The sequence below is a fragment of the Legionella cherrii genome (genome assembly GCF_900635815.1).
Lineage (GTDB): Bacteria > Pseudomonadota > Gammaproteobacteria > Legionellales > Legionellaceae > Legionella > Legionella cherrii.
The window spans coordinates 2,355,926-2,371,090 of record NZ_LR134173.1; the positions used below are offsets into that span (position 1 = coordinate 2,355,926).

The window sequence follows — 15,165 nt, forward strand, 5'->3', positions numbered from 1 at the left end:
AGGTGTAAATTTCCCCTCTCCCACAAGTGAGGAGGGGTAGGGATGAGGAACCCTCATTCGCCCTGGCGGGCACTTTCTTCCCTGGCGGAGAAGGGAAGTATAATGGCTACATCTCGTCCAGGCTACGCGCTTCTTGCAGAAGCTTATTTTTAAAGTAGAATGAGGGGCACACCATAATTTTTCTATTGAGTTAGTCATTCATGTTGCAACATTATAAAACCCAAGGGGGTGTAGAGTTAGAGTGTTTTCAGACGCCACTGGATTATCAGCAAGGTATAGACAATCTGCTTGAACATTTGGATTCACAAAGAGGCGCCTTATTTGCGTCAAGTTTTGAATACCCCGGACGTTATACCTGTTGGGATATAGGTTTTTATAATCCACCGTTGGCTTTTATTTGCAGGCAGAATTTAATTCAAATTGATGCACTGAACCAACGCGGTAAGATGCTGTTAACCTTCATTATCCCATTATTGGAACATGAAAAAAGTTTAGAAATTGTGTCACACAGTCATACTTTGCTGCAAATTAAAATTAAAACTTCCGAAGAAGTATTCAGCGAGGAGGAACGAAGTCAGCAACCTTCTGTATTTACTGTTATTCGTCTCATTCTGGCTTTTTTTAAAGTGGAAAATGAACCTTATTTGGGACTATATGGTGCTTTTGGTTTCGATTTGATTTTTCAATTTGAAGAGTTACAGAAACATAAAAAAAGAGAGCTTTCACAAAGAGATATGGTGCTCTATTTGCCCGATGAAATTTATGTAGTGAACCATCGTAAAGAAGAAGCCTTTATTCGACGCTATGATTTTCAATTTAAAGGTCAATCTACAAAGTCCTTGGCGAGAGAAGGGGTTTCAATAACATACCAGTCACCGAATAAACCTGATAAGGCGTGTGATCATATGCCAGGCGAGTATGCACAGGTTGTAGCTAAAGCCAAGGAGCGTTTTGCTTGTGGTGATTTGTTTGAAGTAGTGCCAAGCCAAACATTTTATACCCATTATCAGGATCAACCTTCTTTTCTATTCAAACAAATGCGCCGATTGAACCCTTCGCCATATGGTTTTTTTATTAATTTGGGTGATGACGAATATCTGGTTGGCGCATCTCCAGAGATGTATGTCCGAGTTCAGGGAAAAAGGGTAGAGACATGTCCAATTTCTGGAACCATTAAACGGGGTGGGGATGCTATAGAGGATGCAGAAAACATTCAGATCTTACTCGAATCAAAAAAAGAAGAATCTGAATTAACTATGTGTACCGATGTAGATAGAAACGATAAATCACGTATTTGTGAAGCAGGTTCTGTGAAAGTAATCGGCCGCAGACAAATTGAAATGTATTCGCGAGTGATTCATACCGTAGATCATGTTGAAGGCATTCTAAGAGAAAACTTTGATGCCGTTGACGCTTTTTTAACTCATATGTGGGTTGTTACAGTAACTGGTGCTCCTAAAATTTGGGCTCTTAATTTTATTGAAGAGCATGAAAAATCACCCCGCAAGTGGTATGCCGGTGCGGTAGGTTGGTTTGGCTTTAATGGAAATTTAAATACGGGGTTGGTTTTGAGAACCGTGCGTATTGAAAAAGGAGTTGCTGAAATTCGTGTAGGTGCTACCTTGCTTTATGATTCAGTACCCGAATCAGAAGAGCAGGAGACCCGCTTAAAAGCATCTGCTTTTTTAGATATGTTACAAAAACGAGGACCCCACATTGAAAGCAAGTTAACGCATTTGCCTCTAACAGGAAAAGGGAAACACGTTTTACTTATCGATCATCAGGATTCCTTTGTACATACATTGGCAAATTATCTTCGTCAAACCGGGGCTGAAGTCAGTACAATTCGTTTTGATAAGGCCTTGCATTATTTGCAGAATCAAAAATATGACCTTGTGGTTTTATCTCCAGGGCCAGGTAAACCAAGTGATTTTAATCTATCTCAAACAATTGCTATGGCTATTTCCAAGGGTATCCCCTTATTCGGAGTGTGCTTGGGGTTACAAGGGATTGTTGAGTATTTTGGTGGTGTTTTGGATGTTCTAAAATATCCTATGCACGGTAAACCTTCACTCATAAAAGTAGTTGGCGAACCTGAATTGTTTTCAAACCTAGGGGATAGTTTCAAAGCTGGAAGGTATCATTCACTGTATGCGCGTTTGAATGCAGTACCTAAAGAATTGAAGATTACAGCGATGAGTGATGATGGCGTGGTGATGGCTATTTCACATCAACAATTACCCATTCATGCTGTTCAATTTCATCCTGAAACCATATTGTCTTTAGTGAATCAGGCTGGATTAAAAATTATTACTAATTTAATGGGGATGGTTTAAGACCATGCGCAGTAAGATATTGATGCTCTATGCGGTATCTTTTGTCCTAGGAATTGTCGTAGGTCTTGTTGGTTCTACATTTCGATTGTCAATCGATGTATTAAGTAATTTATTCGATAACTTTTTTCATTTTCTTAGTATCCATGGATGGCCTGCTGGTTTTATTTCGGGATTGGTATCGATGGTTCTGGTTTATGCTGCGTATTTTGCTGTAAAGCAGTATGCTCCTCAAGCATCAGGAAGTGGTGTTCCAGAGATTGAGGGTACCTTGCTTCATTTAAAAACCATCCTTTGGCGGCGGTTATTACCTGTAAAGTTCTTTTTTGGAATTTTGGTACTTTCAGCAAAGATGATCTTGGGCCGGGAAGGACCTACGATTCATATAGGTGGTAGTTTAGGGGAAATGCTGGGCAGCTTATTTAATTTGACTCGACGAAGAAAGGATAGCTTGATTGCTGCGGGCGCTGCTGCAGGTTTAGCTGTAGCTTTTAATGCTCCTTTAGCGGGTGTTATTTTTGTTATGGAAGAGATGCGTAACCAATTCAACTATTCTTTTACCAGCTTCAGTATGGTAGTGATCTGTTGCATTACAGCTACGGTCATTCTTGATTTGATAATAGGGCCCCAGCCAACGATTCCAATGAATGTCTTTGAATTCCCTCATCTTGATTCATTATGGTTATTTGCTTTGTTTGGCATTGTGGTAGGGTTTGTAGGACTTTTATTTAATCTTTCTTTAATTAGTACTCTAACACTCTTGGATAAATTGAGTTCAAGACAAAAATCATATTACGTTCTGACGGTAGGATTTTTGATTGGCTTCTTAGCAGTATATCATCCTGAGTCAGTTGGTGGAGGTATGAATATTATTCACCAAGCATTAACCATGTCCCCTGGGTTTGGTTTCTTGTGTTTTCTTTTAGTGGCACGATTTATAGGAACTATGGTGTGCTATGGAACAGCTGTTCCTGGAGGAATTTTTGCTCCTATCCTTTCTTTAGGTACGATTCTAGGTTTAGCGATATTCCATATTTTAGAATGGTTACATATGGATTTTTTAACCCAACCCGGCATGTTTGCTGTTGCAGGAATGGCTGCTCTTTTTGCGTCATCCACGCGTTCTCCAATAACTGGAGCAGTGTTGGTGGTAGAAATGACTCATAATTATTATTTAATTTTCCCTGTGATGATGGCCTGCATTACCGCAACGATTGTGCTGCAACTTACTCCGAACGGACCTATTTATGAACAATTATTAAATCGTTCTCTTCGGTTGGATGCTAAGAGGATTGCATCCAAGTAGATTTATCTCTACGTGAACGCGCGCGGGCATGCATACGTTCACTTAGAAGGTTGGGATTTATACATAAGTTAAAGCGATTGCAATCAATCTACATGAACAACAATTTTCCCAAAATGCACTCCTGATTGCATGTGTTGGTGTGCCTCTTCAATTTGTTCCAGTTTAAATTCTGAATCAATGATAGGGGTTAGTTTTTTTGTTCTCAGATGGTTTGCCCATGCTTTATGAACCTCAGTCCATAATTTACTTTTTTCCGCAATTGATTGAGAACGAAGAACAAAGCCAATAATTTGTAATCTTTTTCGCATAATCAGTGCCAGGTTGCATTCTACGCTACTTCCTTTAAGGCAGGCGATCTGGATAAGTTTACTTTTAGGCTTTAATAAGTGTAAGTGTTTATTAAAATAATCACCGCCTATAAAATCAACAATCAAATCAACGCTGTGATCTTCAATTAAATCCTCGAAATCCTGTTTTTGATAATTGATGACTTGATCCGCACCAAGTTTCATTGCCTTATCCAATTTGTTATCAGTTCCTACCGTCGTAATGACGTGTGCGCCAATCAATTTTGCCATTTGAATTGCTAATGAGGCGATACCACTTCCAGCACCATGAATAAGCAACGTTTGCCCTGATTCCAACATCCCTAAATCAAATAAAGTAGCATACACAGTCATCAATCCCTCAGGAAGTGCTGCAGCAAGTGTATAATCCCAAGTTTCCGGGATGTGCTGAGCTAATGAGGCTTCGACAGGGCAGAACTCTGCATAAGCGCCACTACCAACCAATCCATAAACTTTATCACCTGGTTTAAATTGGGTAACCTTTGCGCCCACTTCAATTATTTCTCCAGCAACTTCCAAACCCAGAATATCAGACTCTCCGGCTGGTGGAGGGTATTTACCATAACGCTGCATGATGTCTGCCCGATTTATAGCAGTTGATTTTACACGCACTAAAATTTGTGAGTCGCTGTATTCAGGGATTGGGCCTTTTTCGAGAACTAATCGATTGTGAGGACCGGGGTTTTCTATGTGTACGTAGCGCAAAATTTTTTCCTTAAATTAAATAATTAATAAGCCTGGGTGAAGCAAAGCAGACCAGTCATCAACGAGGGATCTCCATGCTGTACCACATCATTACAATAGGAGATCCCTCGTAGCACTCGGGATGACGGCTAAAGCGCAGATACCTTACGTTGCAGCAGGCTACATATCACCCAAGCCACTGTTTACCACTTTACTTAAACAACCAGAGCTATATAATGCTTATACAGACCCTCTTTTATGTTGGGCAATGGCTAAATTTAATCATCAACGTCTTTATGCTTGGCTTTTTATCGTTCCTCAGCTAATTGTTACACTGATGTTTTTTATTTGGCCCGCATGTAACGCTTTATTGCAATCTTTTTTTTATACAGATGCCTTTGGCCTACATAAAAAATTTGCAGGACTTTCCAATTTTTTGGATCTTTTTTTTGATCCAAGCTACAGCAAAGCAATTGGAGTTACCTTCATTATTGCTTTTAGCGTAACGTTTTTCACCATGAGTTTAGGTCTCCTTATGGCCATATTAGTGAATAATAGAGGCCGGACGCAAGGGGTCTATAAATCTTTATTAATTTGGCCTTATGCAGTTGCTCCAGCAGTAGCAGCAATTTTATGGCGTTTTTTATGTCATCCAACGTTAGGATGGCTGACGCATTTTTTGCAGTCGCTTGGAATTAATTTTGATTATGTAAATAATGTAAAACAAGCATTTGCTGTGGTGATCTTTACCGCAACTTGGCAGCAATTCAGCTATAATTTTCTATTTTATCTTGCAGCACTAAAAGCAATTCCTTCATCATTAATTGATGCGGCAATCATCGATGGGGCTTCTGGGTGGCAACGTTTTTGGCAAATCATTGTTCCACTTTTATCGCCAACTACTTTTTTCTTGATGATTATGAACTTGATGTATGGGTTTTTTGATACTTTTGGCATTATTCAAGTAATGACCCATGGCGGTCCAGGCAATAGTACAACCAATTTGATTTATAAAGTATATCAGGATGGATTTGAAGGAATGGATTTGGGAAGTTCATCGGCACAATCGGTACTCTTAATGATTATTGTTATTATTGTTTCTTTAGTGCAATTTAAATACCTCGAAAAAAAGGTCCATTACGCATGAAATCATATTTCGCTCGTATTTTATCACATGGATTTTTATGTTTTTTTGTTATTTTGATGATGTTACCTGTTTATTTGGCACTAGTTGCTGCCAGTAATGAAGGCAGTGTCATGATGCAATCTCATATTCCTATGGTTCCTGGTGCTTTATTATTTAAAAATTTGAAGGCAGTAATGACGGAGGGCTTAGCAGTTACTGGAGGTGAGCCCATTACTTCCATGTTGTTGAACAGTTTTTTTATGGCGATGGCCATTGCATTAGGTAAGATTATTTTTGCATTAGGTTCTGCGTTTGCTTTGGTTTATTTTGATTTTCCATTTAAAAAATTATGTTTTGCCATGATTTTCACAACGATGATGTTGCCAATAGAGGTCAGGATTGTGCCTACCTTTCAGGTTGTTGCTTCTTTTGGACTACTCAATTCATTTACAGGATTGACTTTACCTTTATTTGTGTCCGCTACAGGAACTTTTTTATTTCGCCAGTTTTTTAAAACGATTCCCTCCGAACTTGTTGATGCGGCAAAATTAGATGGAGCGGGAGCTGTACGCTTCTTTTTTGATATCGTTTTGCCATTATCAAAAACTCAAATTGCCTCTTTATTTGTTATTTTATTTGTATATGGCTGGAATCAGTATCTCTGGCCGTTAGTGATTACTACAGAAACAAAAATGGCTACAGTGGTGATGGGTATTCGATATTTAGCTGGAGTGGCAGATCAAGTCCCACAATGGCATTACATTATGACTGTTGCATTGATTGCTCTAATTCCACCTTGTATGGTGGTCATGTTCATGCAGCGCTGGTTTGAAAAAGGGTTAAAATAAGTATGGCAACAGTTAATCTCATTGAAGTATCGAAGAGTGTTGGGGCTACAACAGTTCTGGATAAAGTAAATGTTAGCATCAAAAAAGGGGAGTTTGTGGTTATTGTTGGGCCCTCTGGATGCGGAAAAACTACTTTATTACGTTTAATTGCTGGTTTGGATAATGTAAGTTCCGGTTCAATTTTAATTAATAACCAATGCGTCAATGAAATACCCGCAGCCAAAAGAGACATGGCTATGGTTTTTCAAAACTATGCTCTATATCCCCATATGACGGTATTTGAAAATATGGCTTATGGGTTAAAAATGAGACGTTATAAGAAAGCAGAAATTAAAAAAAGGGTAGATGAAGCAGCCCAGCTGTTGCATTTAACCCCTTATCTGGAACGCAAACCCCAAGCACTTTCAGGAGGACAAAAGCAGCGAGTTGCCATGGGCAGAGCTATGGTTCGTTCTCCGGCAGTTTTTTTATTTGATGAGCCTTTATCCAATCTGGATGCAAAATTGCGTACGGAAATGCGCCATGAAATTCGCCGGTTGCATCAACAATTAAACACGACCAGTTTGTATGTCACACACGATCAAACTGAAGCAATGACTATGGCTGAACGTGTTATCGTACTTCATCAAGGTATTGTCGAACAAATAGGTACTCCTCAAGAGCTCTATCAAAATCCTGCAACTTTATTCGTGGCCGGATTTACTGGACAATATCCTATGAATCTGGTTTCTGGAATCTTCGATAAAAGCAGTAATACCGTGCACACGGATTTGGGAGTTAATTACCCAGTGCCTGAGTTGGCTCTTGACCTTGAAGATAAAGAAGAGTTGGTTTTGGGCATTCGTGCCGAGCATATTTTGCTTTGTCCTGAAAATAATCCACGAGGGATCCCCATCCATATTGAATTTATTGATGATATGGGGGCTGACAAATTGATCCATGCGAAATGTGTCAAAAATGGTCAGCGGCTTAATTTGCGCGTGGCAGCGGATCAACTACTAACGAGTGGACAACTCAGTGTGGAGTTTCCTAAAATTAAATTACATCTTTTTCATCGTACCTCTGGAAAACGTATTGGAGAATGGCGTGCGTAAAGAAAAAAACAAACTAAAACCAATTGATACTCCGGTCTATGGCTATTGGTCTGCATTGTATATGTCTTTCTATGCACGACGTCTGTATATTGATGTTGGAAAACGTTGGCGGGGTTTTGCTCTTCTTTATCTCTTATTGACCATAGCTTTATGTTCCATTCCATTTTCATTAAGAATGAGCTTTAGTCTGAATCAATCTTTTAAAGAGCAAATTACTGATCCTTTATCAAAAATTCCTGTTTTTTATATACAAAATGGAGAGGTTTCTTTTGATAAGCCCATGCCTTATTTCATTAAGAATGATCAAGGGCAAGTAGTTGTTGTTATTGATACTACAGGAAAAATTAATGATTTTCCCGCAGATTATCCTTACCTTACGATTTTGATTAATAAAAACAAAATCTCTCTTAAAGTGCCAAGTCTTAAATTGTTCAATATGACGGATTCAAAACCCAGTAAAGGCGCTCCTTTAGTTCAAACCTTTGATAAGGGGACGAACCTGGTATTTGATGGTAAAAAACTTGCAGAAGAAAACTCGATTAAAGAATTAAAGTATTTTTCGCAATTAATGATTTATCCTATGGTTGTTGCAATATTCTTCTCAATTTTTATTGTTTTTTTCTTGGTGTTAGCATTTTTAGGACAAGTTTTTTCAACTATATTCTTCTCTTTTAATGTGAGCTTTTTGCAATCAACCCGACTGTTAGTCGTTGCAGGAACTCCTATGTTATTACTGCTGCTTATTATGCTCACACTCAATTCAATTTTTCAGGGATCAGGATTCGTTTTATTTGCATTACTTATTGCTTATTACAGTTTTGCTCTTCATGCCCTGCGTGCAGAAAGCAGACGTCTTGCAAATTTATAAAAAACTCTTTGAAACATTTCTAAAAGAAATGCAAATTAGATTAAATCAAATAAAAAAAGCTCCCTGACTTTAAGTATGTGTCAGGGAGCTTTTTGCTAACTATTGAGTAGTGCTCAAAGGATTTTTCCATGTATGGGCCACATCCACCTCTTTGATATTCTGCTCTTCTGAGAGAATGTGAGCCTGGGTTCCACACCTAAAAAATGGGACACCGCTGGTGAAAACAGATTTTTTTGTGCTTCCGACTTCCAAATCAGGCGACAGCAGGGATTGAATACTTTTTATAGCAGCTCCAATCTCCATACCCTCAATACGTTGGCGTAAATTCTTAGTAACTTTTTGACTCGCTTCAGTACCATCAAGAATAAATTTGACAACATCATCAAGAGAAGCCGCTTTATCTAATTTTTTTAAATTATTTAACATGGCTTTCTGATTTGTCTCATTTTTTAAAAAATCAGTGCTTTCTTTATCATGAAAATGATCCGCCTCATAGCGCCAAGCAATCCATTTAGCAGCATCAGCAGGATCACGGTACGCTCTTACTACCGCTTTAGGATCTTGGCTGGTTGGAAATGGAATGTTTATATATTTTTCTCCCTTCGTTAATCCTTCATACAATTTGTCAACTGTATTATCAGGTAACCATTTTTCGTCATAATTTTCAGGCGAAGCAATAATAACTACAGGGATTCCTCTCTCTAAGCCATTTAACATTTCAATTTGTGTCCAACGTCCGGCGGGTTCAATTACAACCATCGAAGTACACATGCTCGCTAAATAAGGAGAGTCTTGCCCCCAGTCTACATTTTCGACAATAAATTGAGTCCGAGAGCCATGAGATTCTTCCGTTTTGACGGGATCGCTATCGCTGAGAAGGAAATGTTTAGTACGGGAATGCATGGTGACTGCGTCGGTACTTCCTCCTTCCGGCATCACGGTGATGGGAGGGAAAAATCCACCACCAGAATGGGTATCATGATCATGGATTAATCCATATAAATGCCCCATGTAAGTCATACCAACTTCTCTTGGTGTTTGTTTTTGTCCAGACCAACCTCCATTTACCGTAGTGAAGGCTAATTTTTGGTTTTCAAGTTCTTCGATAACACCGTCAATAGCTCGAGCCGCATAAGAGGCGCGTTGTTGATACATCAACTTGGTTTTTCTTTCTTCTGGTCCTTTCTGTGTTACTTCTTTTTCTTCCAAATGATCAGGGAAATTACGTGCAAATCCTAATAAACCAATGCGCTGGATATGCATTTCATTCAGAGATTTTATAGTGGATCCAAGAGTAATATTTTTTTGTTTGACAAGAGTATTCTCCTTGTCGCCATAAAATGCATGAACGCTCTCGAGATCGGGATTCAACACAACACAAGGGTCAGCAATTTTAAGTTGAGGCTCACCCTTGACGTCATATGAAAAAAATATTCTCGTACAATCAGGTGGAGCAGAACAAAATTGATATGAGAAATTAGTTTCTCCCTTTGTGGAGTTGGGAGGAGTGACAGTAACATTCCACATTTCAAAACGAGATATAGACTTCAATTGTGCCATCTCTTTAACGAAAATGTTGAATTTCATTAAATCGAGGGCTTCTTTTGAGTCTGGTGAATATCCTTTCTCTTCACATATCTTTTTATTTTTATCAAGCAGCTCCAAAACTTCATAAAAGGATGGCTTGTCAAATCCCTTTAATCGTTGTTCTTTCCTTAAATTTTCTTTAAAAATTTCAGAAAAACCCATTATTTCGTCTCCGCCTAAAACAATATTGTTTTTGATTAGATCCTGATTTAAATTAGTAAAATTAATAAAAATCGACATTGGCAGTAATCAATATTGTTCATTTTAATTAACTACTGTTTCTCTATTTTACATATCAATTATTAAGGGATTGTTAATTTCGATCTATTCCTGTGCATAATTAAAATTATTTAACCAATCTTCCCTAAAAGGCGACAGTTTTTCAGCATTCAGTTTTATGTTGTACGGACCAACAATTAGTCAAAATTAAACCATATTGATAGATTATGAATCTGTATCGCTTTTCAATAGAATGTCTCTGTGTTATTATAAGAGTTTAAAATTTAATCAGTGAGGATGAAAATGAAGATTTATTATCAAACCAATAACAAAATAGGATTTTTTTCAAAAGCTCAAGATCAAGCTATTCGTGATCAAACTAAAGTGCATTCTCTTTTAACAGGGCGTAAAGACACATTGGATGAGGCTTATCTTGACCAAAGGGAAGTGAGTATGATGATTAAATATAGCCCTGGGGCAAGAGCACAAGAAATTGCACAGTTTATAGACCAAGAAGGAAGTGTGGTTATTCATCCTTTGAAAGACGAATTTAAAGCTGAATTGAGAGGCAGAATATTTAATAACAACCAAAACCCAACACCGCATAACCCCACGATAATCCCGATAATAATGTTTGCGCCCTTTCTTTATCCTAACAGCAACTTTACTCTGACAGGTACTCTTTTAAAGAGATATCTGTCAGAATAAATTTCTTCTCCAAAATTTCTATCCCTGATGGCTTCTTGAACAAAGGGTTTAAAATTGCGTTGCCTGGACGACAGCGGTTGAATTGCTGGCTAGTTCAATTCTGTCTTTCAAAATCTGCCAAAAAATCCCGACAAAAACAGCCAAATGTATGCGAAATAACATTGCTTCAACTACTATACTAAGATTAAGCTTATGAATCTTATGTTGTAGGAAATTTTTTTCAACTTGAACCGTAGTGCCTCATTGGGCATAAGTCGAAGCATTACAAACTCGTTTTTACTTGCTATAAAAATCGTTATATGATTATTTTGTTTAATTTATCAATGAGTTATGAATTGAGAGGTTTTAATTTGACCATCTACTTAAAGCTGCGGACAAGCTGGCTAAACGTAGGCGGCAGGTGAATTGTCAATACACTTCGGTTGGGGATTCTGGATTATTTATAGGGATTTCTACTGGTAGCAATGCAAATGGTGAGTTTATGAAAGAGATGATTCATTTTGCGCATGGAAATGGTTTCCCAGCTTTATGCTACAAACAAATGTTGGATGGCCTCGAGAATGAATTCGATTATTGTTACATCGACAGACTTGGCCATAATCCTTTATTTCCTGTGAGCGAAAACTGGCACAATCTCGTTTCTGAAGTTATTTTCAGTATTGAAAAGCAGGCCAATCAGCCTGTAATTGCAGTAGGGCATTCTTTGGGAGGCGTTTTAAGCTTATTGGCAGCAATTGAACAACCCGAATTATTTAAAGCGGTCATTATGTTGGACTCACCTTTAATTGGTACTTTCAAATCAAGTATGGTTCGTTTGGCAAAAGCACTTGGCATCATTGATCGGGTTACACCGGCATTTAGAACTCGAGGCCGTCGTATGTATTGGAAAGATCATGATCAATTGATTGACTATTTAAAAACACGAGACTTATTTAAAACTTTTGCGGATGCCTGCTTAGATGATTATATTACCTATGGTTTGGAGTATAAAGAGGATGGATATTATTTACGCTTTGATAGGCATATTGAATATCAGATTTATCGAACCATTCCACATGTCATTCCAAATTATGAAGGTAAATTATTAATTCCGTCAGCACTAATTTATGGTGACAAAACTACTGTGGTTGGTAAAATGGATGTGCGTTACATGAAAAAGTATTTTAATGTAGCAAGTTATAAAACTAATGGGACCCATTTATTTCCCATGGAACACCCTGAAGTTGTGGCAAAGCAAATTATAAAAATTGTGTCTGGTTTAAACTTAAATTGAGTCTGTTTACAATTCGCTAGGCTGAAGAAGAGTAGAATTGTCCACAGACTTTAGTACTTGTGGCCAGAAGGCCCAAAATTAAGGAGAATAATGTGCTACACGCTATTTTAGTGCTCATAGTCATTGGAGCTGCAGGGATATTGCTAACAAGGCAGGCAGCAATTTCAGTGTGGGCTATTAGCTTTGGTTTATTTAGTGCTCTTGTTTTCTATTATGGATCTCCTGGCTTAACGACAAAAATCATTCTTATTTTAGTTGAACTCGCTTTAATTGCTGGCGCGATAAGACCTTTAAGACGAACATTATTATCCAAATATTTTTTTAAAACCGTAAGTAAAGCCATGCCAGCTATGTCTTCGACTGAAAGAGAGGCTCTAGAGGCGGGTACTGTAAGTTGGGAAGGTGATTTATTTAGTGGTGCTCCGGACTTTTCCATTCTGAGAAACGCACCTACAGTCCGTTTGACGGAGGAAGAGCAAGCTTTTCTTGATGGTCCTGTAAACACCTTATGTGCCATGATTGATGATTGGAATATCACTCATAATCTTACCGATTTACCTCCAGAAATTTGGCAATTCATTAAAGACAATCGGTTCTTGGGTATGATTATTCCTAAGCAATATGGAGGTCTGGAATTCTCTGCCACAGCGCAAATGTCAGTTTTAGTAAAAATCTATGGGCGTTCAATTACAGCGGCTACAACTATATCTGTACCCAATTCTTTAGGACCAGGAGAGTTATTACTTAAATATGGAACTGAAGAACAAAAAAATTACTATTTGCCACGATTGGCTGATGGAAGGGAAATCCCATGCTTTGCTTTGACAGGACCTAATGCTGGCTCTGATGCCGCATCGATACCAGACAAAGGCGTAGTATGTCATCAAGAAATGAATGGTCAAAAAGTATTAGGTATTCGGTTAAATTGGGATAAGCGTTACATCACCTTATGTCCAGCAGCTACTGTAATTGGATTAGCATTCAGATTATTTGATCCAGATAATTTGTTGGGTAAGGGGGAAGATGTAGGAATCAGTTGTGCGTTGATACCAGCAAATACCCCTGGTATTACAAAGGGACGCCGTCATTTCCCACTGAATACAGGCTTTTTAAACGGTCCTACTCAAGGTAAGGATGTATTTATTCCCATGGATTACTTGATCGGTGGTGTTTCCATGGCAGGCTGTGGTTGGCGTATGTTAATGGAGTGTTTGAGTGCTGGAAGAGCTATTTCCTTGCCTTCGAGTGCTAATGGAGGTGCGCAAGCGGCTGCTTTAGCTTCTGGAGCTTATGCACGCATTCGCAAACAATTTAGCCAACCAATAGGAAAGTTTGAAGGGATTGAGGAGCCTTTAGCTAGGATTGCAGCGAACACTTATATTATTGATGCGGCATTAACAATGGCTGCGGCTGCAATTGATCACGGAGCCAAACCTTCTGTAGTAGGTGCTATATTAAAATACCATACTACGGAACGTGCAAGACAAGTTTCGCTTGACGCGATGGATATTCATGGTGGCAAAGGAATTTGTCTCGGTCCTAATAATTACTTGGGTAGAGGATATCAGGGATCTCCTATCGCTATTACTGTTGAAGGTGCAAATATCTTAACTCGAAGTTTAATTATCTTTGGCCAGGGAGCAATTCGATGTCATCCTTATGTGTTTAAGGAACTTGAAAGTATAAGAAATAATAATTTGGTTGAATTCGATAAGGCATTTTTTGCTCATGCTGGATTTGTCATTGCTAATTTTACGAAGTCAGTCATTTTTGCCTGGACTGATGCATATATGTCCAAAGCACCAGTCAGTAGTATGAAGCGTTACTATCAACTCGTGCATAAGTACAGTGCTAACTTGGCTTTTCTTGCAGATTTCTCGATGAGCGTTCTGGGTGGCAACTTAAAGCGTAAAGAAAAATTATCTTCTCGTCTTGGCGATATGTTGAGTGCATTGTATTTGACTTCAGCAGTCTTGAAACGGTTTCATGACGATGGTGAACCTAAAGCCGATTTACCTTTAGTTGAGTGGAGTTGTCAGCAATTATTGCATGAGTGTGAAATGGCAATGCATGGTGTTATTGTGAATTTTCCAGCACGTTGGGCACGAATCGTTTTACGCTTGATTATCAAACCATTAGGTAATCGAAGAAATAAACCGAATGATCAACTAGGTCATAAATTAGCTAGAATATTAATAGAACCTGGTGAAACACGTACGCGTATCACTCGTTTGGTTTACAGTAAAGCTGGTGAAAATTGTCCTTTGGGTCGCATGGAGGAGGCTTTCCATAAAATTTGCGCTGCTGATGAGTTAGAAAGAAAAGTAATGAGAGCAGTAAAAGATAATGTTTTAAAGTCACTTACCTTGCTTGAGCAGATCAATGAAGCTTTAGTATGTGGATTGCTAACTGATGCAGAAGCCAAGCAATTAAAAGAAGCGGAATTGGCTCGACAAGATGTGATCAAAGTAGATGATTTCGATGATGGGGAACTAAGACGCCCATCATCAGTAAAATCTGCTCGAGGAAAAAAAGTTGTTGTAAATAAAGATGATATAGAATCAGAGATGATTTAACTTTGATTTATGTATTAGTCGTTGTGAGTTCATTGCTAGTTCAAAAATAGTTTAGTCTGGGTGCGCAGGGAGACCAATATGATGCACTCAGGCTATTCTAGTCTATACTTAGACAAAGCCATTCAGTCAAAGCGATTATAGTCTAAAGCACATTATTCCTTGATGTTGGGAATGATTTAAAAATATGGAGGTTAGC

11 protein-coding genes are annotated in these 15,165 nt (G+C 38.4%); 9 read left to right on the forward strand and 2 right to left on the reverse strand.

Features of this window, described 5'->3' with window-relative positions:
• Positions 1-200: 200 nt before the first annotated feature.
• Entirely contained in the window at positions 201-2,336 is a 2,136-nt protein-coding gene (locus tag EL022_RS09945) for an anthranilate synthase component I (RefSeq protein WP_028381823.1), read from the forward strand.
• 4 nt (positions 2,337-2,340) lie between these two features.
• Positions 2,341-3,639 (forward strand): H(+)/Cl(-) exchange transporter ClcA, encoded by a 1,299-nt coding sequence (gene clcA, locus EL022_RS09950; protein WP_028381822.1) that lies wholly within the window; start codon positions 2,341-2,343, stop codon positions 3,637-3,639.
• 83 nt (positions 3,640-3,722) lie between these two features.
• Here the strand turns inward: clcA and EL022_RS09955 are convergent, their stop codons facing one another.
• On the reverse strand, positions 3,723-4,691 hold the full coding sequence (locus EL022_RS09955) for an NAD(P)H-quinone oxidoreductase (protein WP_028381821.1): 969 nt from the start codon (positions 4,689-4,691) through the stop codon (positions 3,723-3,725).
• Between the two features lie 247 nt (positions 4,692-4,938).
• On the opposite strand from EL022_RS09955, the gene EL022_RS09960 reads away from it, so the two are divergent.
• The 4 genes from EL022_RS09960 to EL022_RS09975 are packed head-to-tail and all read left to right on the forward strand — an operon-like array spanning position 4,939 to position 8,606.
• Entirely contained in the window at positions 4,939-5,817 is an 879-nt protein-coding gene (locus tag EL022_RS09960; protein ID WP_028381820.1) for an ABC transporter permease subunit, read from the forward strand.
• Positions 5,814-6,644, forward strand: coding sequence for a sn-glycerol-3-phosphate ABC transporter permease UgpE (ugpE, locus tag EL022_RS09965; protein WP_028381819.1), 831 nt, complete (start codon positions 5,814-5,816; stop codon positions 6,642-6,644). Before EL022_RS09960 ends, ugpE begins: the two co-directional genes overlap by 4 nt.
• 2 nt (positions 6,645-6,646) lie before the next feature.
• On the forward strand, positions 6,647-7,738 hold the full coding sequence (locus EL022_RS09970; RefSeq protein WP_028381818.1) for an ABC transporter ATP-binding protein: 1,092 nt from the start codon (positions 6,647-6,649) through the stop codon (positions 7,736-7,738).
• On the forward strand, positions 7,731-8,606 hold the full coding sequence (locus tag EL022_RS09975; protein WP_028381817.1) for a DUF1189 family protein: 876 nt from the start codon (positions 7,731-7,733) through the stop codon (positions 8,604-8,606). Before EL022_RS09970 ends, EL022_RS09975 begins: the two co-directional genes overlap by 8 nt.
• A 99-nt stretch (positions 8,607-8,705) precedes the next feature.
• Here EL022_RS09975 and EL022_RS09980 read toward each other — a convergent pair whose 3' ends face one another.
• Positions 8,706-10,433, reverse strand: a complete 1,728-nt coding sequence (locus EL022_RS09980) for a hypothetical protein (RefSeq protein WP_028381816.1) — start codon at positions 10,431-10,433, stop codon at positions 8,706-8,708.
• Positions 10,434-10,715: 282 nt separating this feature from the next.
• Here EL022_RS09980 and EL022_RS09985 point away from each other — a divergent pair, with 282 nt between their 5' ends.
• From EL022_RS09985 to EL022_RS09995, 3 genes are all read left to right on the forward strand, one after another.
• Complete coding sequence (locus tag EL022_RS09985) at positions 10,716-11,120, forward strand: hypothetical protein (RefSeq protein WP_126325178.1); 405 nt, start codon at positions 10,716-10,718, stop codon at positions 11,118-11,120.
• Positions 11,121-11,601: 481 nt separating this feature from the next.
• Complete coding sequence (locus EL022_RS09990; RefSeq protein ID WP_028381814.1) at positions 11,602-12,393, forward strand: alpha/beta fold hydrolase; 792 nt, start codon at positions 11,602-11,604, stop codon at positions 12,391-12,393.
• Between the two features lie 92 nt (positions 12,394-12,485).
• Positions 12,486-14,969 carry an acyl-CoA dehydrogenase gene (locus EL022_RS09995; RefSeq protein WP_028381813.1) on the forward strand — a complete coding sequence of 828 codons (2,484 nt, stop codon included), beginning with the start codon at positions 12,486-12,488 and terminating at the stop codon, positions 14,967-14,969.
• Positions 14,970-15,165: the final 196 nt, after the last annotated feature.